Source organism: Streptomyces sp. NPDC030893 (assembly GCF_055571535.1).
The window spans coordinates 698,475-717,347 of record NZ_JBVIFC010000001.1 but is presented as its reverse complement, the minus strand read 5'-3'; the positions used below and the strand labels follow the sequence as shown (position 1 = coordinate 717,347).

The window sequence follows — 18,873 nt, the reverse complement described above, 5'->3', positions numbered from 1 at the left end:
TGACGGAGCACAGGATCAGACGAAGGCCCCTGCACCTCCGCCGAACTGCGAAAACGCTGATCCAGTCCGAGCCGCGTTCGACGCTGGACGTTAAAAGACAAGTTGAGCACACGACCACCTTGGATGGGTCGCCGAACTCAACGATTACTTCAGTTCCACGCGGGGCATCCGCACGAAACCAGAGTCTTCCTTGAGTTCTGTGCGTCATGCGCCCCGCATCTCCCACAGCAGCAGCTCCGCCGTCGGGCTCGCGGCGGCCGCCTCGACGTCCTTCGCGTCCGTGAGGCGGGCCGCGTCGCCCGGGGTCAGGTGCTCGCCGTCCAGTGTCACTTCGCCTCGGACGACGTGGACGTATACGTGGGCGGCGTCCGGGACCGCCGTCCGTTCCCCCGTCGTCAGCCGGCGGACGTGGAGCATCGCGGCCGCCTCCGGGAGGGCGTACGGGGTGGAGTCGGCTATGCCGCGGACCACCTCGTAGCGCGGGGCGCCGCCGGGGGTCAGGGGGGCGAGCCACATCTGGAGGAAGGTGAGGGGGGCGGGACCGGCGTTGCGTTCCACGTGGCGGACTCCGGAGCCGGAGCTGAGGCGCTGGACGTCGCCGGGGCGGATCACCGTCTCCTCGCCCGTGGAGTCGCGGTGGGTCAGCTCGCCCTCCACCACCCACGTCACGATCTCGGTGTGGCTGTGCGGGTGCTCCTCGAAGCCGGCGCCGGGGGCCAGGCGCTCCTCGTTGCAGGCGATCACCGCGCCGAAGCGGAGGTTGTCGGGGTCGTAGTGGGGGCCGAAGGAGAAGGCGTGGCGGGTGTCGATCCCGGCCGCCGGGTCGCCGCCCTGGTAGCGCTCGTGCGCGCGCCGTACGTCCATCACACGGTCCACCGTAGGCCCTGCGACACGCGCGACAGTCCCGATAAGGCAGTCTTGTCCCCGTGCCCGAACCCGAAACCAGTACCAACGAAGCCGCAGCACGCCCCGCCCACCCGCATGCCGCGACGCTGAAGCGGCTGGAGAAGTCGTCCGGGAGTCTCGCCGCGCAGGCGATCGCGCGGATGGACGAGACGCTGTCCTGGTACCGGGCCATGCCCCCGGAGAACCGTTCCTGGATCGGTCTGGTCGCCCAGGCGGGCATCGCCGCGTTCACCGAGTGGTTCCGGCGTCCCGACGCCCCGCAGGCCATCTCCACCGACGTGTTCGGCACCGCGCCGCGCGAGCTGACCCGGGCGATCACCCTGCGCCAGACCGTGGAGATGGTGCGCACCACCATCGAGGTCATGGAGTCGGCCATCGACGAGGTGGCGGCACCCGGCGACGAGAACGTACTGCGCGAGGCGCTCCTGGTGTACGCGCGGGAGATCGCCTTCGCCACCGCCCAGGTGTACGCGCAGGCCGCCGAGGCACGGGGTGCCTGGGACGCGCGGCTGGAGTCGCTGGTGGTGAACGCCGTGCTGAGCGGGGAGGCCGACGAGGGGGCCGTGTCCCGGGCCGCCGCGCTGGGGTGGAACTCGCCCGAGCACGTGTGCGTGGTGCTCGGTACCGCGCCCGACGGGGATTCCGAGCTGACCGTGGAGGCCATCCGGCGCGCCGCCCGGCACGCCAAGCTGCAGGTGCTCACCGGGGTGCTCGGGGACCGGCTCGTGGTGATCGCGGGCGGCAGCGACAGTCCGCTGGCCGTGGCCAAGTCGCTGATCGGGCCGTATGCGGCGGGTCCGGTCGTGGCGGGTCCCGTGGTGCCGGACCTGCTGGCCGCGACCCGGTCCGCGCAGGCCGCCGCGGCGGGCCTCAAGGCGTGTTCCGCCTGGCAGGACGCCCCGCGCCCGGTGCTGGCGGACGATCTGCTCCCGGAGCGGGCGATCGCCGGAGACCCGTCGGCGCGCGAGCAGTTGGTGGAGGAGATCTACAGACCGTTGGAGGAGGCCGGGGCCGCGCTGCTGGAGACGCTGAGCGTGTATCTCGAGCAGGCGAGCAGTCTCGAGGGCGCGGCGCGCATGCTGTTCGTTCACCCCAACACCGTTCGTTACCGGCTTCGACGTGTGACAGACGTCACCGGATGGTCACCCTCCGATGTACGCTCTGCGTTCACGCTGCGGATCGCGCTGATTCTGGGGCGTCTGGTCGATGGCGATCTTCAGCCCTAGTCTTTTGTGGGGGCCCCACAAAACCCCCTGCTGTTCTTCGTCCCTGTCCTCACGGGCGGCCTTGGCCGTCCCCAAGAGAGAGTGTGAGAGTGCTCGTACTCGTCGCTCCCGGCCAGGGCGCCCAGACGCCCGGCTTCCTGACTGAATGGCTCGAACTCCCCGGTGCCGCGGACCGCGTCGCCGCGTGGTCCGACGCCATCGGACTCGACCTCGTCCACTACGGAACCAAGGCGGACGCGGACGAGATCCGTGACACGGCCGTCGCCCAGCCGCTGCTGGTCGCGGCGGGGCTGCTGTCCGCCTCCGCCCTCGGCGATGTGGCACCCGGTGCCGTCGCCGGTCACAGCGTCGGTGAGATCACCGCCGCCGCCTTCGCGGGTGTCCTCGACGACACCGCCGCGCTCTCCCTGGTCCGCAAGCGGGGTCTGGCCATGGCCGACGCCGCCGCGATCACCGAGACCGGCATGGCGGCGCTGCTCGGCGGCGACCCCGAGGTGACCGTGGCGCACCTGGAGAAGCTGGGCCTGACCCCGGCGAACATCAACGGCGCGGGCCAGATCGTCGCGGCCGGCACGTTGGAACAGCTCGCCGCGCTGGAGGCGGACAAGCCCGAGGGCGTGCGCAAGGTCGTCGCGCTCAAGGTGGCCGGTGCCTTCCACACCCACCACATGGGCCCCGCGGTCGACGCGCTGGCGAAGGCCGCCGAGGCCCTGACGCCCGGCGACCCGAAGCTCACCTACGTGTCGAACCGGGACGGCAGGGCGGTCGCCTCCGGCGCCGAGGTGCTGGAGCGGCTGGTCGGCCAGGTCGCCAACCCGGTCCGCTGGGACCTGTGCATGGAGACCTTCAAGGAGCTCGGCGTCACCGCCCTCCTGGAGGTCTGCCCCGGCGGCACCCTGACCGGCCTCGCCAAGCGCGCCCTGCCCGGCGTGAAGACGCTGGCCCTGAAGACCCCCGCCGACCTCGACGCGGCCCGCGAGCTCGTCGCCGAGCACACCGCCTGATCGCCTTAAGGAGCCGACCCGCATGGCGAAGATCAAGCCCAGCAAGGGCGCCCCGTACGCGCGCATCCTCGGCGTGGGCGGCTACCGTCCCACCCGGGTCGTGCCGAACGAGGTGATCCTGGAGACGATCGACTCGTCCGACGAGTGGATCCGTTCGCGCTCCGGTATCGAGACCCGGCACTGGGCCTCCCCCGAGGAGACCGTCGCGGCGATGTCGGTCGAGGCGTCCGGCAAGGCGATCGCGGACGCCGGGATCGACGCCGCGCAGATCGGCGCCGTCGTCGTGTCGACCGTGTCGCACTTCAGCCAGACCCCGGCCGTCGCCACCGAGATCGCCGACAAGCTCGGCACGGACAAGGCCGCCGCCTTCGACATCTCGGCCGGCTGCGCGGGCTTCGGCTACGGGCTGACGCTGGCCAAGGGCATGGTGGTGGAAGGTTCCGCCGAGTACGTGCTCGTCATCGGCGTGGAGCGGCTGAGCGACCTGACCGACCTGGAGGACCGGGCGACGGCCTTCCTGTTCGGCGACGGCGCGGGCGCCGTGGTCGTCGGCCCGTCGCAGGAACCGGCGATCGGCCCGACCGTGTGGGGCTCGGAGGGCGACAAGTCCGAGACCATCAAGCAGACCGTGCCGTGGACGGACTACCGCGACGGGACCGTCGAGAAGTTCCCCGCGATCACGCAGGAGGGCCAGGCGGTGTTCCGCTGGGCCGTGTTCGAGATGGCGAAGGTCGCCAAGGAGGCGCTGGACGCCGCCGGGCTGACGCCGGACGAACTGGACGTCTTCATCCCGCACCAGGCCAATGTGCGGATCATCGACTCGATGGTGAAGACCCTGAAACTGCCGGAGCACGTCATGGTCGCCCGTGACATCCGCACCACCGGCAACACCTCGGCCGCCTCGATCCCGCTCGCGATGGAGCGGCTCCTGGCGACCGGCGAGGCGAAGAGCGGCGACACCGCGCTCGTCATCGGCTTCGGGGCGGGTCTCGTCTACGCCGCTACGGTCGTTACCCTCCCCTAGGCACTGCGTACCGGATCATCCGTCCGGTACGCGAGGCACCACCGTCACATCCTCTGGAATCACAGCGAAGGAGCGCCATCATGGCCGCCACTCAGGAAGAGATCGTCGCCGGTCTCGCGGACATCGTGAACGAGATCGCCGGCATCCCGGTTGAGGACGTCCAGCTGGACAAGTCCTTCACCGACGACCTGGACGTCGACTCGCTGTCCATGGTCGAGGTCGTCGTCGCCGCCGAAGAGCGCTTCGAGGTCAAGATCCCGGACGACGACGTCAAGAACCTCAAGACGGTCGGCGACGCGACCGAGTACATCCTCAAGCACCAGGACCTGGGCAAGTAGGTCCGGGCCCTGCCGGGCCTTCCGTCCGCTTCCGCCAGTACGGGAGGCCCGGGGGCCGGGTGCACCGGCCCCGCCACCCGGCGGTGGCGCCGTACGAATCCTCGTAGATCCGTTGGAGAAAGAATTCCGATGAGCCCGACCAATCGCACCGTGGTCGTCACCGGTATCGGCGCAACCACACCGCTGGGTGGCGACGCAGCCTCGACCTGGGAGGGACTGGTCGCCGGACGTTCCGGCGTCAAGGCCCTCACGGAGGAGTGGGCCGCCGAGCAGGCGGTCCGCATCGCGGCCCGGGTGGCCGTGGAGCCCACCGAGGTCATCCCCCGGCCGCAGGCCCGCCGCCTGGACCGCTCGGCGCAGTTCGCGCTGATCGCGGCCAAGGAGGCATGGGCCGACGCCGGTTTCGAAGCCAAGGCCGGTGAGGACCCGAACGTCGACCCCGACCGGCTCGGCGCGGTCATCGCCTCCGGCATCGGCGGCGTGACGACCCTGCTGGACCAGCACGACGTGCTGAAGGAGAAGGGCGTACGCCGCGTCTCCCCGCACACCGTCCCCATGCTGATGCCCAACGGCCCGTCCGCGAACGTGGGTCTCGCGGTCGGCGCCCGCGCCGGAGTCCACACCCCGGTCTCCGCGTGCGCGTCCGGCGCCGAGGCCATCGGCTACGCCATCGAGATGATCCGCACCGGCCGCGCCGACGTCGTCGTCGCGGGCGGCACGGAGGCGGCGATCCACCCGCTGCCGATCGCCGCGTTCGGCAACATGATGGCGATGTCGAAGAACAACGACGACCCCGAGGGCGCCTCGCGTCCCTACGACGCAGGCCGGGACGGCTTCGTCATGGGCGAGGGCGCGGGCGTGATCGTCCTGGAGTCCGCCGAGCACGCCGCCGCGCGCGGTGCCCGCGTGTACGCGGAGGCGGTCGGTCAGGGCATCTCGGCCGACTCCCACGACATCGTGCAGCCGGAGCCGGAGGGGCGGGGCATCTCGCACGCCCTGCAGAACCTGCTGGACCGGACGGACCTGGACCCGGCGGAGATCGTGCACGTGAACGCGCACGCGACGTCGACGCCGGCGGGTGACATCGCCGAACTGAAGGCGCTGCGGAAGGTGTTCGGGGACGACACCGACCACATGGCGGTCTCCGCGACCAAGTCGATGACCGGGCACCTGCTCGGGGGTGCGGGGGGTGTGGAGTCGGTGGCGACGGTGCTGGCGCTGTACCACCGGGTGGCTCCGCCGACGATCAACGTCGAGAACCTCGATCCCGAGGCCGAGGCGAACGCGGATGTGGTGCGGGGGGAGGCGCGGAAGCTGCCCGTGGACGGGCGGATTGCCGCGCTGAACGACTCGTTCGGGTTCGGGGGGCACAACGTGGTGCTGGCGTTCCGGACCGTGTGACCTGCGTCGGCTGTGTGAAGGGCCTTCACCCTCGCGGGGGTGGGGGTCCTTTGCTGTGCTGTGGGGCGGTGAGGGGGGTGTGGGGGGCTCGCGGGTTTCTTCGCCCCCGCCGCCCCTTCCCGTCCCGTTCCCGGGGGCTGCGCCCCCGACCCCCCCTTGCGCCCACGCGGCGGAGCCGCATATCGGCACAGCCCCGCGCCCCTTTCAGACCACCTGGTGGAGCCAGCGGACCGGGGCGCCCTCGCCTGCGTATCTGAAGGGTTCGAGTTCGTCGTCCCAGGGTTTGCCGAGGAGCTTGGCGATTTCCGCTTCCAGGTCGGTCTGCTCGGTCTGGGAGCGGACGAGGGCGGCGCGCAGGCGGTCCTCGGGGATGAGGATGTCGCCGTGGACGCCGGTGACGGCGTGGAAGATGCCGAGGTCGGGGGTGCAGCTGTAGCGCTCGCCCTCGGTGGTGGCGAAGGGCTCGGCGGTGACCTCGAAGCGCAGCATCTGCCAGCCGCGCAGCGCGGAGGCGAGCTGGGAGGCGGTGGCGGGCCGGCCCTGCCAGGAGAACTCCGAGCGCCAGGTGCCGGGGGCCGCGGGCTGGCGGATCCAGTCCAGGCTGACGCGCGTGCCGAGCACCCCGGCGACGGCCCACTCGACGTGCGGGCACAGCGCGCGGGGCGCGGAGTGCACGTACAGAACTCCACGAGTCGTCACCGGAACCTCCGGGCTGAGCGGGTCGTCTTGGATCGGGCGGAACGGCCGTGGCCCGCAGGCCACGTTGATGGCGAGGCTACCGTGCGACGGCGCAAGGAGTGTGACGTACCGTCCGTCCTGGTGCCGGGAAACGCTCGTCATTCACCCGGCAGGACGCCTGTGCGGGTGGGCGGTGTCGCTTTCGGACGGGCGCTGCGGTGCGCTTCGGACGGGTGCTTCGGACGGGCGGGAACTCCCGTGCGTTGTTAAGGGTTGGGGACGGACACACCGGTACGGCGCGGGGAGGCGACGGATGGAGCAGGCGACGCGGAGGGGGCTCCGCTCACGGGCCGTGGCCGCGGTGGTGGCGGCCGCCGCGCTCGGCGTGGCGGGCTGCGACGCGGTCGGCGGCGACTCCCCCGCCCCGTCCGGCACGGCGGCGCAGCAGGGGCGGCCGTCCCCGAAGCCGACGCCCGTGTGGGACACCCGCCCGGACTCGGTCGCCGCCGTGGGCGACTCGATCACCACGGGCTTCGACGCGTGCGCGGTGCTGTCGGACTGCCCCGAGGTGTCGTGGGCGACGGGCGGCAGTGAGCGGGTCGACAGTCTCGCGGTCCGGCTGCTGGGGCGGGCCGGGGCGGAGCAGCGGAGCTGGAACTACGCGGTGACCGGGGCCCGGATGGCGGATCTGCCGGAGCAGATGGCGCGGGCGGTGCGGCGCTCCCCGGAGCTGGTGACGGTGATGGCGGGGGCGAACGACGCCTGCCGGGAGACCACGTCGGCGATGACCCCGGTGGCGGACTTCCGCGCCGGCTTCCGGGAGGCGATGCGCACCCTGCGCGAGGCGCTGCCGAAGACCCAGGTGTACGTGGCGAGCGTGCCGGACCTGAAGCGGCTGTGGTCGCAGGGGCGGACCAGCGCGCTGGGCAAGCAGGTGTGGAAGCTGGGCATCTGCCCGTCGATGCTGGGCGACGCGGACGCGCTGGACGCGGCGGCGACGCAGCGGCGCGAGACGGTGCACAGCCGGGTGGAGGACTACAACGAGGTGCTCGAGGAGGTCTGCGCCGAGGACCGCCGCTGCCGCTTCGACGGTGGCGCGGTGCACGACTACCGGTTCGGCACGGGGCAGTTGAGCCAGTGGGACTGGTTCCATCCCAGCGTCGACGGGCAGGCGAAGCTGGCGGAGATCGCGTACCGGACGGTCACGGCGACGAGGCCGTGACCTATTGTTCCGCACATGAACGAACTCATCGGCACACTTCCCGACGGCACGCCGGTGCACCGCTGGACTCTGGAGCGGGCGGGCGTACGGGTGCGGATCCTGTCGTACGGCGGGATCGTGCAGGACGTCGAGGTGCCCGACCGGGACGGGCGGACCGGGAACGTGGTGCTGGGGTTCTCCGGCCTGGACGGCTATCTCCGGCATCCTGAACCCTTCCTGGGCGCCCTGATCGGCCGGTACGCCAACCGGATCGCGGGCGCGCGCTTCCTCCTGGACGGGTACACGTACGCCCTCGAACCGAACGACGGGCCGAACTCGCTGCACGGGGGTGAACGGGGCTTCGACAAGCGGGTGTGGGACGCCGCCCCGGTCGAGCACGGCCTGCGTCTCTCCCTGGTCGGCGCGCACGGCGAGGGGGGCTTCCCGGGACGGCTGGAGGTCTCGGTGACGTACACGCTGGACGAGCGGGGGGCGCTGGGGATCGCCTACGAGGCGGTCACGGACGCGCCGACGCACGTGAACCTGACGAACCACGCGTACTGGGACCTGTCCGGCTCCGGCAGCGCGGCCGGGCACGAGCTGCGGATCGCGGCGTCCCGCTACACCCCCTCCGACGCGGAGCTGATCCCGACCGGTGAGCTCGCCGATGTCTCCGGCACCCGGTTCGACTTCCGCGAGGCCCGTAAGGCCGGGACCGGGTACGACGACAACTTCGTGCTCGACAAGGGGGTGACCCGCACGCCGGAGGAGGTGGCGGAGCTGTACGACCCGGCGTCGGGCCGGGTGCTGACGGTGGCGACCACCGAGCCCGGGATGCAGCTCTACACCGCCGACCACATCGGGGAGCCCTTCCTGCCCGGGGCCGGCATCGCGCTGGAGACCCAGCACTTCCCGGACTCGCCCAACCGTCCGGAGTTCCCGAGCACGGTGCTGCGGCCGGGCGAGGTGTTCCGTTCGGAGACGGTGTACGGCTTCTCGGTGCGGTAGGCCCCGCCGGCGGGCCTCGCACGCGCATGAGCCCCGGTCCGGGGTCAGGGTCCCGGGCCGGGGCTGCTCATGCGGGCACTTCCCGGACCGACGGTAACCTCCGCCGTGGTCCGGTGGCCCCCGATCAGACTGCCCGCTTCAATCCCGTACGAACCTTTCACATCTGTTTTCCGTCCCGTCCGGACCGGGGCCCCGGGTGATCGCCCCATGGCGTGATCCACTCCGGGCGCGCGATACTGCGGACTCCGGCATCCATCCGTACCCCCACGACGACGGAAGGCCCCAACCCCCTTGAACTCCCTACGTGTTCGCATAGGTGTCCTCGGTCTGGCCCTGCTGACGGGTCTCGCCGCCCCCACGACCACGGCGAGTGCCGCCGGCACCGCGCCGGGCCCCACCGTCGAGGAGCGCCGGCTCGACGGGGCCGCCCCGCAGGAGATCCTGCGCCGCTCCGGATTCGACGCCGCGGCACCGGACTTCGCCCGCGCCCTGGACCGGGCACACTCCTACGCCCAGGCCCGGCGTGCCGTCGTACGCGAGGGAACGCGGCTGTGGCGCCGGGCCGTCGACCGGGCGCAGGGGCGCGGTCCGGCCGCCGGTGACCTCAGCCGGGACGACGACCGGCCGCTGTACTGGGCGCGGCTCGGCATGACCCGTGAACTGCGCGCCTGGGATCCGGGTTTCCGGCTGGGGGACGGGCAACGGGCGCGGCTGCTGGACGCGTTGGAGCGGGCCTCGCGCGGGCAGGGCGACGTACGGTTTCCGCACGGCAAGGGGATGAAGCGGGTCCTGGTGACCGGCTTCGACCCGTTCACCCTGGACCGGGACATCCGTATCTCCAACCCGTCGGGGGCCGTCGCGCTCGCCCTGGACGGCACGGTGATCGAGACGCCGCAGGGTCCGGCGCGCGTCGAGACGGCCGTGTTCCCGGTGCGCTGGCGGGACTTCACCGAGGGGACGGTGGAGCGGGCGCTGCGGCCGCATCTGCCGGAGGTCGACCTGTTCGCCACGGTGAGCCAGGGCCGGGAGGGCCGTTTCGACATCGAGCGCACCAACGGGGCCTGGCGGGGCGGCTTCGGGGACAACGAGAACATCGGCCGCACGGAGACGGTCCCGGTGACCGACCCGGCCTCGCAGCCGCAGTGGACGTCGACCACGCTGCCGTACGCGGAGATCGTCGCCGCGGACACCGGACGGTTCCCCGTGTACGACAACACCGCCGTGACGGAGATCCCGGCGGGAGGCGGCGAGCCGGTCGTCCGGCCGGACGGGCCGACGCCCGGTTCGACGGCGCGTGCCGGCGGCGGCGGGGACTACCTGTCCAACGAGATCGCCTACCGGGCGACGCTGCTGCGTGACCGGCTCGGGCTGCGCGAGGAGCTGCCGGGCGGGCATGTGCACACGCCCGTCCTGCGGTTCGGCGCCGGGAACACCACCGAGGTCACCGACCCCGAGTTCGTGCGCAACCGGCTCGACATCATAGGCCAGGTCCGGTCGATCGTGAGCGTGGCGGTCGGTGCGACGGAGCGGACGCGGGGCTGACCCCGCGGCCGGCCGGGACGGTGGTGACGGCGCCGGCGAGCGGCTCCGTCACCGGGTGACGCCCTGCTCCTCGGACGCGCCGGGCGCCCCGGCGCCGTCTTCGGCCGTCTCCTCGCCGAGCAGGTCGCGGGCCATGAGGGTGGCTCCGGCGACCGCGCCCGGCATCAGGAACACGGCGACGAAGGGGACGAGGAACGCGACCGCCAGGGGGGTGCCGAAGCCCCAGACGAGGGTCTTGCGCGACCTCAGCAGGCCGAGCCGCTGGCGCAGTTCGACGCCGCGGCGCTGGAGCGCGACGGCGGTGAGTTCCTCGGTGAGGAAGAACCCGGTGACGAAGAAGCCGATCACCGGGACGACGGTCTGGCCGGCCACCGGGATGAATCCGAGGGCGAACAGCAGCACGGCCCAGACGAGGGCGCGGGCGACGATGCGGAGGCTGTCCCGGCCCGAGATCCACAGCTCGCGCAGCAGGGGCAGGTCGGACTCGGGGGCGGTGCCGTCGGGCGAGACGTCCCGGTCGACCTTCTCGGAGAGGCTCTCGTAGAAGGGTTGGCCGATGAGCAGGGTCATCGCGGTGAAGGTGAGGACGGACAGCAGCAGGCCGAGGGCGAAGAGCACGACGGTGAGGAGGCCGCGGAACAGGCCGGACCAGGTGTCGGACCAGTCGTCGGCGAAGGGGGTGGCCCAGGTGACGAGGTCGGCGCCCCACAGGGCGAGGGCGATCAGCGCGGCCGCGTAGAGGACGAGTGTGATCAGGCCCGGCAGCAGGCCGAAGCCGTACTGCTTGCCGTGCCGGGCCACCCACTTGTGGCCCTTGAGCAAGTACCGGAAACCCACCCCGAGATCGCGCATGGGAGCACTGTATCGGGGTGGGCGGCGGCCGCCGCGGGCAGGCGGCCGGGGTCAGACCAGCGTGACCGTGACGTCGCCGCGCATCGCCTTGGAGTACGGGCAGACCCGGTGGGCCGCCTCGGCGAGGGAGCGCGCGGTGGCGGCGTCCACGTCCGGGATGTGCGCCGCGATCTCGACGATGAGGCCGAAGCCGTCCCCGTTCCGGCCGAGGCCGACCCGTGCGGTGACCGTCGAGCCGGAGACGTCGGCGCCCTCCTGGCGGGCGACCACTCCGAGGGCGCCCTGGAAGCAGGCGCTGTAGCCGGCGGCGAAGAGCTGCTCCGGGTTGGTCCCGGTGCCGCTGCCGCCCATCCCCTCGGGCGGGTTGACGATCAGGTCGAGCGTGCCGTCCTCGGTGGACACCCGTCCGTCGCGACCGTTCTCGGCGGTCGCGACGGCGGTGTACAGGACGTCGGTCTGCTGGATGGGCATACGGTGCGTTCCTCCTCGGTCCGTCGCGGCTCGCGCCCACGACCGCGACGGCTTCGGAAAGAAGTTACCGCATGACGGAAATCCCGGGAAGCGTCAGAGCTTGACGATCATCTTCCCGGTGTTGTCGCCGCGCAGGACCCCGAGGAACGCCTCCAGGTTGTTCTCGATGCCCTCGACGACGGTCTCGCGGTACTTCAGCTCGCCCGAGCGGACCCACGGCCCGACCTCCTGGACGAACCGCGGCTGGAGGTCGTAGTGGTCGCCGACGAGGAAGCCCTCGATGCGGCCACGGGTCTGGATCAGCCGGGCGAGGTTGCGCGGGCCGGGCGCGGGCTCGGTGTTGTTGTAGACGGAGATCGCTCCGCACACCGCGATCCGGCCGTCCCGGTTGAGGGAGCCGATGGCCGCCTCGAGGTGGTCGCCGCCCACGTTGTCGAAGTAGACGTCGATCCCGTCCGGGGCCGCGGCGCGCAGCTGCTCGCTCACGGGGCCGTTCTTGTAGTTGAAGGCGGCGTCGAAGCCGTACTCCTCGACGAGCAGCTTCACCTTCTCGTCGGAGCCGGCGGAGCCGATCACCCGCGAGGCGCCCTTGAGCCTCGCGAGCTGTCCGACCTGGCTGCCGACGGCGCCGGCGGCACCGGAGACGAAGACGGAGTCGCCCTCCTTGAAGGAGGCGGTGCGCAGCAGGCCGGCGTAGGCGGTGAGCCCGGTCATGCCGAGTACGCCCAGGTACGTGGAGAGGGGCGCGGCCTCCGGGTCCACCTTGACGGCGTTCTTCGCGTCCACGACGGCGTACTCGCGCCAGCCGAAGAAGTGCAGGACGTGGTCGCCGACGGCGATCCCCTCGGCGTTCGAGGCGACGACCTCGCCGACGGCGCCGCCCTGCATGGCCTTGCCCAGCTCGTAGGGGGCGACGTAGGACTTGGCGGCACTCATCCGGCCGCGCATGTACGGGTCGACGGAGAGGTACTCGTTCCGTACCAGCACCTGGCCCTCGCCCGGGGCGGGCACCTCCGCCTCGACGAGGGCGAAGTCCTCGGGCTTCGGCCAGCCGACGGGCCGGCTCAGCAGCTGCCACTCGCGGCCGGTGACGGGGGGCGTGGGGGCGTCGGACATGAGCGGGCACCTTCCTGGAATGTTTCACTACCTGAAACAACCATGCGGCTGAATATTTCAGGATGTCAAGCAAGTGGGTACCCTGGAGAGCATGGCCACACCCCGCGACACGCCCAGCCGCCCCGACGCCCTCACTCTCGAGGTCGTCGAACTCATCGGTTCGGTGGTGGCCCGCTACCACGAGGAGTACGAGGAGGCCGCGGCCGGTCACGCGCTGACGGGCGCCCAGGCGCGGCTGCTGAGCCTGCTGTCCCTTCAGCCGCTGCCGATGCGGAAGCTGGCGCAGCGGCTGAAGTGCGAACCGTCGAACGTCACGGGCATCGTGGACCGCCTGGAGTCACGGGGCCTGGCGGAGCGCCGCCCGGACCCGGCGGACCGGCGGGTGAAGCTGGCGGCGGCGACGGCCGAGGGGCGCCGGGTGGCGCGGAGCCTTCAGGAGTCCCTGCGGTTCGCGCGCGAGCCGCTCGCGGGGCTCTCGGAGGGGGAGAGGGTGGCGCTGCGGGACGCGCTGCGCAGGATGCTGAGCACGGACTGAGCGCCGCCGCGCCCCGCCGCACCGGCCCGGCTCAGGTGCACCACCACAGGAAACGGTCGCACGTCTCCGAGGGCTCGGGCTCCGGTTCGGGCTTCTTGGTGGTCGGCTCCGGTTCGGGGCTCTCCGGTTCCGCCGGCGGCTCCGCCGGAGGGGGTGTCGCCGGGTCGGCCGGGGGCACGTCCGCGGGCGCGGCCGGGGCCTCCTCCTCGGTCTCCTCCGCCGTCGGCGACTCCTCGTCCTCCGGGGACGCGGAAGCCGACGCCGACGCCGAGTCGGACGCGCCGGGACCCGGGGTCTCTCCGGGTGTCTCCGCGCGTGCGGCGCCGGTCTCCGGCGCGGTCGTCTCCACCTCCGCCGAGCCGCCGTCGGGCGACTCCCCGGCCGTCGCGGGTTCCGGCTTCGATCCGGGCTCCTCCAGGCCGAGTTCGGCGAGGCTCAGGGCGCCCGCCGCGAGGACGAAGCCCGCCGCGACGATCAGCGTGCGGTTGCGCCGCCGGCGGTGCGCGGCGGCCTTGCGGTCCCGTCGGCTCTGCCCCGCCGAGGGGTCCCCGCCCGCCGGTTCGCGGCCCCGGCGCCGGTCCGCCCGCCGTCCGCGCGGCGCCTCGTCGCCGTAGCCGTCGGACTCCGCGGCGCCGGGCCCGGCGACGGGTTCCCCGGCGGCCTCCGCGGCGTCCTCCGCGGCTCCGTCCGGCCCGTCCTCGTACCCCGGTGTCGCGGCGGGCTCCTGGGGCTGCCGGGCGCGGAGCGTTTCGACGGGCGTGCCGCAACCGGGGCAGGCCAGCGCGCCATTGAGGTGCCGTCGGCACGGGTGGCAAAAGTCCATGACGCGGGAAGGTTAGGTTCCGCTACGGTCCGGTTCCTAGGCCTTGCTGTGAAGGTTTGGTGCGAACCATTGCCCAAAGGTTTCTCATCTGCCGAAACCGTTGTGCGCGCGACCCATTGACACCCCCGCCACGCCGTCCTTACTGTCACGCCAGCATTTCGAACGTGTGCCGAAATATCGAACACAGCGAGGGGCGAACTGCCGTGCGCATCACCGGAATCAGCACACACGTGGTCGGGACGCCGTGGCGCAACCTGACCTACGTCCAGGTGCACACCGACGAGGGGATCACGGGAGTCGGCGAGACCCGGATGCTGGGCCACACCGACGCCCTCCTGGGCTATCTGAAGGAAGCCGAGGCCAACCACGTCGCCGGCTCCGACCCGTTCGCCGTCGAGGACCTGGTCCGCCGGATGAAGTACGGCGACTACGGCCGCGCGGGCGAGATCGTGATGTCCGGGATCGCGGTCGTCGAGATGGCCTGCTGGGACATCAAGGGCAAGGCCCTCGGCGTCCCCGTCTGGCAGCTGCTCGGCGGCAAGGTCACCGACAAGGTCAAGGCGTACGCCAACGGCTGGTACACCACCGAGCGCACCCCGGAGGCGTACCACAAGGCCGCGCAGGCGGTGATGGAACGCGGCTACCGGGCGCTGAAGATCGACCCGTTCGGCACCGGCCACTTCGAACTCGACCACCGGCAGACCCTGTACGCCGTCTCGCTGATCGAGGCGGTGCGCGACGCCATCGGCCCCGACGCCGAGCTGATGCTGGAGATGCACGGCCGCTTCTCCCCCGCCACCGCCGTCCGCCTCGCCAGGGAGCTCGCACCGTTCGACCCGGCCTGGCTGGAGGAGCCGGTGCCGCCGGAGAACCTGAAGGCGCTGGAGAAGGTCGCCGCGAAGGTCGACATGCCCCTCGCCACCGGCGAACGCATCCACGACCGCATCGAGTTCCGCGAACTGTTCGAGAGCCAGGCGGTCGACATCCTCCAGCCGGACGTCGGCCACATCGGCGGCATCTGGGAGACCCGCAAGCTCGCCGCGACCGCCGAGACCCACTACATGCTCGTCGCGCCGCACAACGTCGGCGGCCCCGTGCTCACCGCCGCCTCCCTCCAAGTCGGTTTCACCTCCCCCAACTTCAAGATCCTGGAGCACTTCAACGACTTCGCGGACGCGGAGATCAAGAAGGTCGTCCGGGGTGCGCCGCGGGTGAACCCGGAGGACGGCTGCTTCCACCTCTCCGACGCCCCCGGCCTCGGCGTGGAGCTGGACGTCGACGCGGCGGCCGAATTCCCGCAGCAGCAGGCCCGGTTCGACCTGTGGGCCGAGGGCTGGGAGCAGCGCAGGCCGCAGGGCACGCGGTGAGCACCGCCGTCGTCGTCGAGGGACCCGGCGAGCACCGCCTGGTCCCGCACGAGCCGCGCGACCCCGCGCCCGGCGAGGCGCTCGTCCGCGTCCACGCCGTCGGCATCTGCGGCAGCGACCGCGAGGTGTACCAGGGCAACCGGCCCGAGGGGTACGTGCGTTACCCGCTGACGCCGGGGCACGAGTGGTCCGGCACCGTGGAGCGGGTGGGCGCGGGGGTGCCCGGGGCGCTCCTCGGCCGCAAGGTCGTCGGTGAGGGGTTCCGCAACTGCCAGGTGTGCGACCGCTGTCACGCCGGTGAGACGACGCTGTGCTCGGCGGGGTACGAGGAGACCGGGTTCACCCGGCCGGGCGCCATGGCCCCGACACTGACCCTGCCCGCCCGGCTGCTGCACGTGCTGCCGGACGACGCCGACCTGAGCGCCGCCGCGCTGCTGGAGCCGGCCGCCTGTATCGCGGCCGCGGCGCTGAAGGCGAACGCCGTGCCCGGTGAACGGGTGGCGGTGGTCGGCACCGGCACGCTCGGCATGTTCGCGGTGCAGTTCCTCAGGGCGTCCTCCCCCGCCGAACTGCTGGTGGTCGGGACCCGCGACGACCGGGAGGCGCTGGCGCGGCGGTTCGGGGCGACCGGCTTCCGCACCAGGGACCAGCCGCTCCCGGACGGCTTCGACGTGGTGATCGAGACCGCCGGTTCGGCCGACGCGGCCCGTACGGCCGCCGCGCTGCCGCGGCGCGGGGGGCGGCTGGTGCTGACCGGGATCCCGGCGCCGGGCGCCGACGGGCTCGACCCGACGGACCTGGTGGTACGGCAGCTGGAGGTGCACACCGTCTTCGGCGCGCCGCCGGCCGCCTGGGCGCACACCGTGCGGGTCTTCGCCGCCGGGCTGCTCGATCCGCTGCCGCTGGTGACCCACGAGCTGCCGCTCACCGGTTTCGCGGAGGCCATCGCGCTGGTGGGCTCGGGCGACCCGAAGGTCGGCAAGGTCCTGCTGCGTCCCTGACCGCGCACCGGTGCGGGGGCGACCCGACGGCCCCCGTACCGGTGCACCCCGGCCCCGCGCCCCCTCCGCGTCGCGGACCCGGCCGGCCCGCGCGCCCCGAGCCCCGAACCCCGTACGACATACCGAACACGAAGGACACCCTGTGACCCACGCTTCCGCCCAGGCGCCCCGCCGGCCCGGCGAGCGGGCGCTCGCCGCGCTCGGACTGAGCGCGCCCGCCCCCGACCCCGTCGACTCCTCGCCGTACGCCTTCCCCGGTGGTGGCCGCTGGCGTACCGAGATCCCCTCGTGCGAGGGGCCCGAGGCGCTGGCGGTGGTACTGAAGGAGGCCGCGCGCCTGGATGTGCCGATCCACCGGATCAGCCAGGGCAGCGGTGTGTGGATGCTGACCGACGCGGAGATCACCGAGATGGTCGAGTCCACGGCGGAGCGGGACATCGAGCTCTGCCTGTTCACCGGCCCCCGCGGCACCTGGGACACCGGCGGCTCGACCCGGACCGACTCGCGCGGCGCGGGACCGCGTGCCCGGGGCCACGACGCGGTCGCCGGCTGTGTCGAGGACGCCGTGCGGGCCACGGAGTTGGGCGTCAGGTGCCTGCTGGTCGCGGACGAGGGGGTGCTGTGGACGCTGCACCGGGCGCGGGCCGCCGGGCTGCTCCCCGCCGACACCACCCTGAAGGTCTCGGCGCTCGTCGGGCCGGTCAACCCGGCCTCGTACGCGGTCTACGAGCGGCTCGGCGCGGACTCGATCAACGTGCCCAGCGACCTGACGCTCACCCATCTCACGGAGATCCGCCGGGTGTCGGCCGCCCCGATGGACATGTACATCGAGGCCCCGGACGACCTGGGCGGCTATGTGCGGATGTACGAGGTCGCCGAGCTGATCCGGCGCGGCGCCCCGCTGTATCTGAAGTTCGGCCTGGCGAAGGCGCCCGGGATCTACCCGTACGGGCACCAGTTGCGGGAGCTGACCCTGGCGACCGCGAAGGAGCGGGTGCGGCGCGGCCGGCTGGCCCTGGACCTGCTGGCCCGCCATGGCGCGGGCGGTGACATGGCGCCGCTCGGCACACGGCTCCCGGGGCAGCTCAGCCGGTTCGACGTCCCGTCATAACACTTCGGAAACTCGACTTCACAGAAGCAGACACAGTCGCGCACAATCCCACACAACCGTTCGCGACCCACCGGCTCGACCCCCCGCACACGCCTCACCGTCCCGACCGATGCCGCCCACACACCAAGGATGTTGATCATGCGTAATCGCAGAGCCGCACTCGCCGCCGCGGCCACGGCCGCCTCCCTCGCCCTCACCCTGACCGCCTGCGGCCAGAACAGCGAGGGCGGCAGCGAGGAGGACAAGGGCGGCTCCGAGGGAGCCACCATCGGCATCGCGATGCCGACCAAGTCCTCCGAGCGCTGGATCGCCGACGGCGACAACGTCGTCAAGGACCTCGAGTCCAAGGGCTACAAGGCCAAGCTGGTCTACGGGGAGGACGACCCCGACCAGCAGGTCTCGCAGATCGAGAACCTGATCACCCAGGGCGTGGACGCGCTGATCGTCGCCGCCATCGACAACAAGTCGATGAACAACGTCCTCCAGCAGGCCAAGGACGCCGACATCCCGGTGATCTCCTACGACCGCCTCATCCTCGGCACCGAGAACGTCGACTACTACGCCTCGTTCGACAACGAGAAGGTCGGCGAGCTCCAGGGCACCTACATCGTCGAGAAGCTCGGCCTGAAGGACGGCAGCGAGAAGGGCCCCTTCAACATCGAGCTGTTCGCCGGCTCCAACGACGACAACAACACCCGCTACTTCTTCCAGGGCGCCATGAACGTCCTGCAGCCCTACATCGACAAGAAGCAACTCGTCGTCAAGTCCGGGCAGACCGAGCTCAACCAGGTCACCACGCTGCGCTGGGACGGCGGCACCGCGCAGAAGCGCATGGACGACGTGCTCACCGCGGCCTACCGCAGCGACCGCGTCGACGCGGTGCTCTCCCCGTACGACGGCATCTCCATCGGCATCCTGTCCTCCCTGAAGTCGGACGGCTACGGCACGGCGGACAAGCCGCTGCCGGTGGTCACCGGCCAGGACGCCGAGGTCGCCTCGGTGAAGTCGATCATCGCCGGCGAGCAGTCGATGACCGTCTACAAGGACACCCGCGAACTCGCCAAGGTCGCCTCCGCGATGGTCGACGCGCTGCTGAACGACAAGAAGCCCGAGACCAACGACACCAAGACCTACGACAACGGCGCCAAGGTCGTCCCGGCCTTCCTGCTGGAGCCGGTCGCGGTGGACGAGGAGAACTACCGGAAGGTCGTCGTCGACTCCGGCTACATCAAGGAAGGCGACCTCAACTGACCGCCGTTCACCACTGAC

The 18,873-nt window shown here is 71.9% G+C and carries 19 protein-coding genes; 13 read left to right on the top strand and 6 right to left on the bottom strand.

Features of this window, described 5'->3' with window-relative positions; all coding sequences use genetic code 11:
• Positions 1 to 204: 204 nt before the first annotated feature.
• A complete protein-coding gene (locus ACZ434_RS03140) occupies positions 205 to 864 on the bottom strand; it encodes a pirin family protein (protein WP_468451793.1) in 660 nt (219 codons plus the stop codon).
• 62 nt (positions 865 to 926) lie between these two features.
• Between ACZ434_RS03140 and fasR the strand changes: the two genes are divergently transcribed.
• The 5 genes from fasR to fabF all read left to right on the top strand — a co-directional run bounded on the left by fasR (position 927) and on the right by fabF (position 5,899).
• Positions 927 to 2,132 (top strand): fatty acid biosynthesis transcriptional regulator FasR, encoded by a 1,206-nt coding sequence (fasR, locus tag ACZ434_RS03135; RefSeq protein WP_468451185.1) that lies wholly within the window; start codon positions 927 to 929, stop codon positions 2,130 to 2,132.
• An 89-nt stretch (positions 2,133 to 2,221) separates the two neighbouring features.
• Complete coding sequence (locus ACZ434_RS03130; RefSeq protein ID WP_468451183.1) at positions 2,222 to 3,136, top strand: ACP S-malonyltransferase; 915 nt, start codon at positions 2,222 to 2,224, stop codon at positions 3,134 to 3,136.
• A gap of 22 nt (positions 3,137 to 3,158) precedes the next feature.
• Positions 3,159 to 4,160, top strand: a complete 1,002-nt coding sequence (locus tag ACZ434_RS03125) for a beta-ketoacyl-ACP synthase 3 (RefSeq protein ID WP_468451181.1) — start codon at positions 3,159 to 3,161, stop codon at positions 4,158 to 4,160.
• 80 nt (positions 4,161 to 4,240) lie between these two features.
• On the top strand, positions 4,241 to 4,498 hold the full coding sequence (locus tag ACZ434_RS03120) for an acyl carrier protein (protein ID WP_468451179.1): 258 nt from the start codon (positions 4,241 to 4,243) through the stop codon (positions 4,496 to 4,498).
• 129 nt (positions 4,499 to 4,627) lie between these two features.
• Positions 4,628 to 5,899, top strand: coding sequence for a beta-ketoacyl-ACP synthase II (fabF, locus tag ACZ434_RS03115; protein ID WP_468451177.1), 1,272 nt, complete (start codon positions 4,628 to 4,630; stop codon positions 5,897 to 5,899).
• A 204-nt stretch (positions 5,900 to 6,103) separates the two neighbouring features.
• Here fabF and ACZ434_RS03110 read toward each other — a convergent pair whose 3' ends face one another.
• Positions 6,104 to 6,598, bottom strand: a complete 495-nt coding sequence (locus ACZ434_RS03110) for a DUF3145 domain-containing protein (RefSeq protein WP_468451175.1) — start codon at positions 6,596 to 6,598, stop codon at positions 6,104 to 6,106.
• Between the two features lie 292 nt (positions 6,599 to 6,890).
• Between ACZ434_RS03110 and ACZ434_RS03105 the strand changes: the two genes are divergently transcribed.
• The 3 genes from ACZ434_RS03105 to ACZ434_RS03095 all read left to right on the top strand — a co-directional run bounded on the left by ACZ434_RS03105 (position 6,891) and on the right by ACZ434_RS03095 (position 10,328).
• Positions 6,891 to 7,799: an SGNH/GDSL hydrolase family protein gene (locus ACZ434_RS03105; protein WP_468451173.1), complete on the top strand. Its 909-nt coding sequence runs from the start codon at positions 6,891 to 6,893 to the stop codon at positions 7,797 to 7,799.
• A gap of 15 nt (positions 7,800 to 7,814) precedes the next feature.
• Positions 7,815 to 8,786, top strand: coding sequence for an aldose epimerase family protein (locus ACZ434_RS03100; RefSeq protein ID WP_468451171.1), 972 nt, complete (start codon positions 7,815 to 7,817; stop codon positions 8,784 to 8,786).
• A 291-nt stretch (positions 8,787 to 9,077) separates the two neighbouring features.
• Positions 9,078 to 10,328 carry a pyroglutamyl-peptidase I gene (locus tag ACZ434_RS03095; RefSeq protein ID WP_468451169.1) on the top strand — a complete coding sequence of 417 codons (1,251 nt, stop codon included), beginning with the start codon at positions 9,078 to 9,080 and terminating at the stop codon, positions 10,326 to 10,328.
• A 48-nt stretch (positions 10,329 to 10,376) separates the two neighbouring features.
• Here the strand turns inward: ACZ434_RS03095 and ACZ434_RS03090 are convergent, their stop codons facing one another.
• The 3 genes from ACZ434_RS03090 to ACZ434_RS03080 form a co-directional block, all read right to left on the bottom strand.
• Positions 10,377 to 11,180, bottom strand: coding sequence for an EI24 domain-containing protein (locus ACZ434_RS03090; RefSeq protein WP_468451167.1), 804 nt, complete (start codon positions 11,178 to 11,180; stop codon positions 10,377 to 10,379).
• A 51-nt stretch (positions 11,181 to 11,231) separates the two neighbouring features.
• A complete protein-coding gene (locus ACZ434_RS03085) occupies positions 11,232 to 11,651 on the bottom strand; it encodes an organic hydroperoxide resistance protein (RefSeq protein ID WP_468451165.1) in 420 nt (139 codons plus the stop codon).
• 93 nt (positions 11,652 to 11,744) lie between these two features.
• Positions 11,745 to 12,767: an NADP-dependent oxidoreductase gene (locus tag ACZ434_RS03080; RefSeq protein WP_468451163.1), complete on the bottom strand. Its 1,023-nt coding sequence runs from the start codon at positions 12,765 to 12,767 to the stop codon at positions 11,745 to 11,747.
• A 91-nt stretch (positions 12,768 to 12,858) separates the two neighbouring features.
• Here ACZ434_RS03080 and ACZ434_RS03075 point away from each other — a divergent pair, with 91 nt between their 5' ends.
• Entirely contained in the window at positions 12,859 to 13,302 is a 444-nt protein-coding gene (locus tag ACZ434_RS03075; RefSeq protein WP_468451161.1) for a MarR family winged helix-turn-helix transcriptional regulator, read from the top strand.
• A 31-nt stretch (positions 13,303 to 13,333) separates the two neighbouring features.
• Here the strand turns inward: ACZ434_RS03075 and ACZ434_RS03070 are convergent, their stop codons facing one another.
• Positions 13,334 to 14,125 carry an SCO2400 family protein gene (locus ACZ434_RS03070; protein ID WP_468451159.1) on the bottom strand — a complete coding sequence of 264 codons (792 nt, stop codon included), beginning with the start codon at positions 14,123 to 14,125 and terminating at the stop codon, positions 13,334 to 13,336.
• Between the two features lie 203 nt (positions 14,126 to 14,328).
• On the opposite strand from ACZ434_RS03070, the gene ACZ434_RS03065 reads away from it, so the two are divergent.
• From ACZ434_RS03065 to chvE, 4 genes are all read left to right on the top strand, one after another.
• Positions 14,329 to 15,492 (top strand): mandelate racemase/muconate lactonizing enzyme family protein, encoded by a 1,164-nt coding sequence (locus tag ACZ434_RS03065; RefSeq protein ID WP_468451157.1) that lies wholly within the window; start codon positions 14,329 to 14,331, stop codon positions 15,490 to 15,492.
• Complete coding sequence (locus ACZ434_RS03060; RefSeq protein WP_468451155.1) at positions 15,489 to 16,493, top strand: zinc-dependent alcohol dehydrogenase; 1,005 nt, start codon at positions 15,489 to 15,491, stop codon at positions 16,491 to 16,493. The genes ACZ434_RS03065 and ACZ434_RS03060 overlap by 4 nt, the downstream gene beginning before the upstream one ends.
• A 142-nt stretch (positions 16,494 to 16,635) precedes the next feature.
• Positions 16,636 to 17,604: a hypothetical protein gene (locus tag ACZ434_RS03055; protein ID WP_468451153.1), complete on the top strand. Its 969-nt coding sequence runs from the start codon at positions 16,636 to 16,638 to the stop codon at positions 17,602 to 17,604.
• A gap of 138 nt (positions 17,605 to 17,742) precedes the next feature.
• Positions 17,743 to 18,855 (top strand): multiple monosaccharide ABC transporter substrate-binding protein, encoded by a 1,113-nt coding sequence (gene chvE, locus ACZ434_RS03050; protein ID WP_468451151.1) that lies wholly within the window; start codon positions 17,743 to 17,745, stop codon positions 18,853 to 18,855.
• Positions 18,856 to 18,873 lie beyond the last annotated feature (18 nt).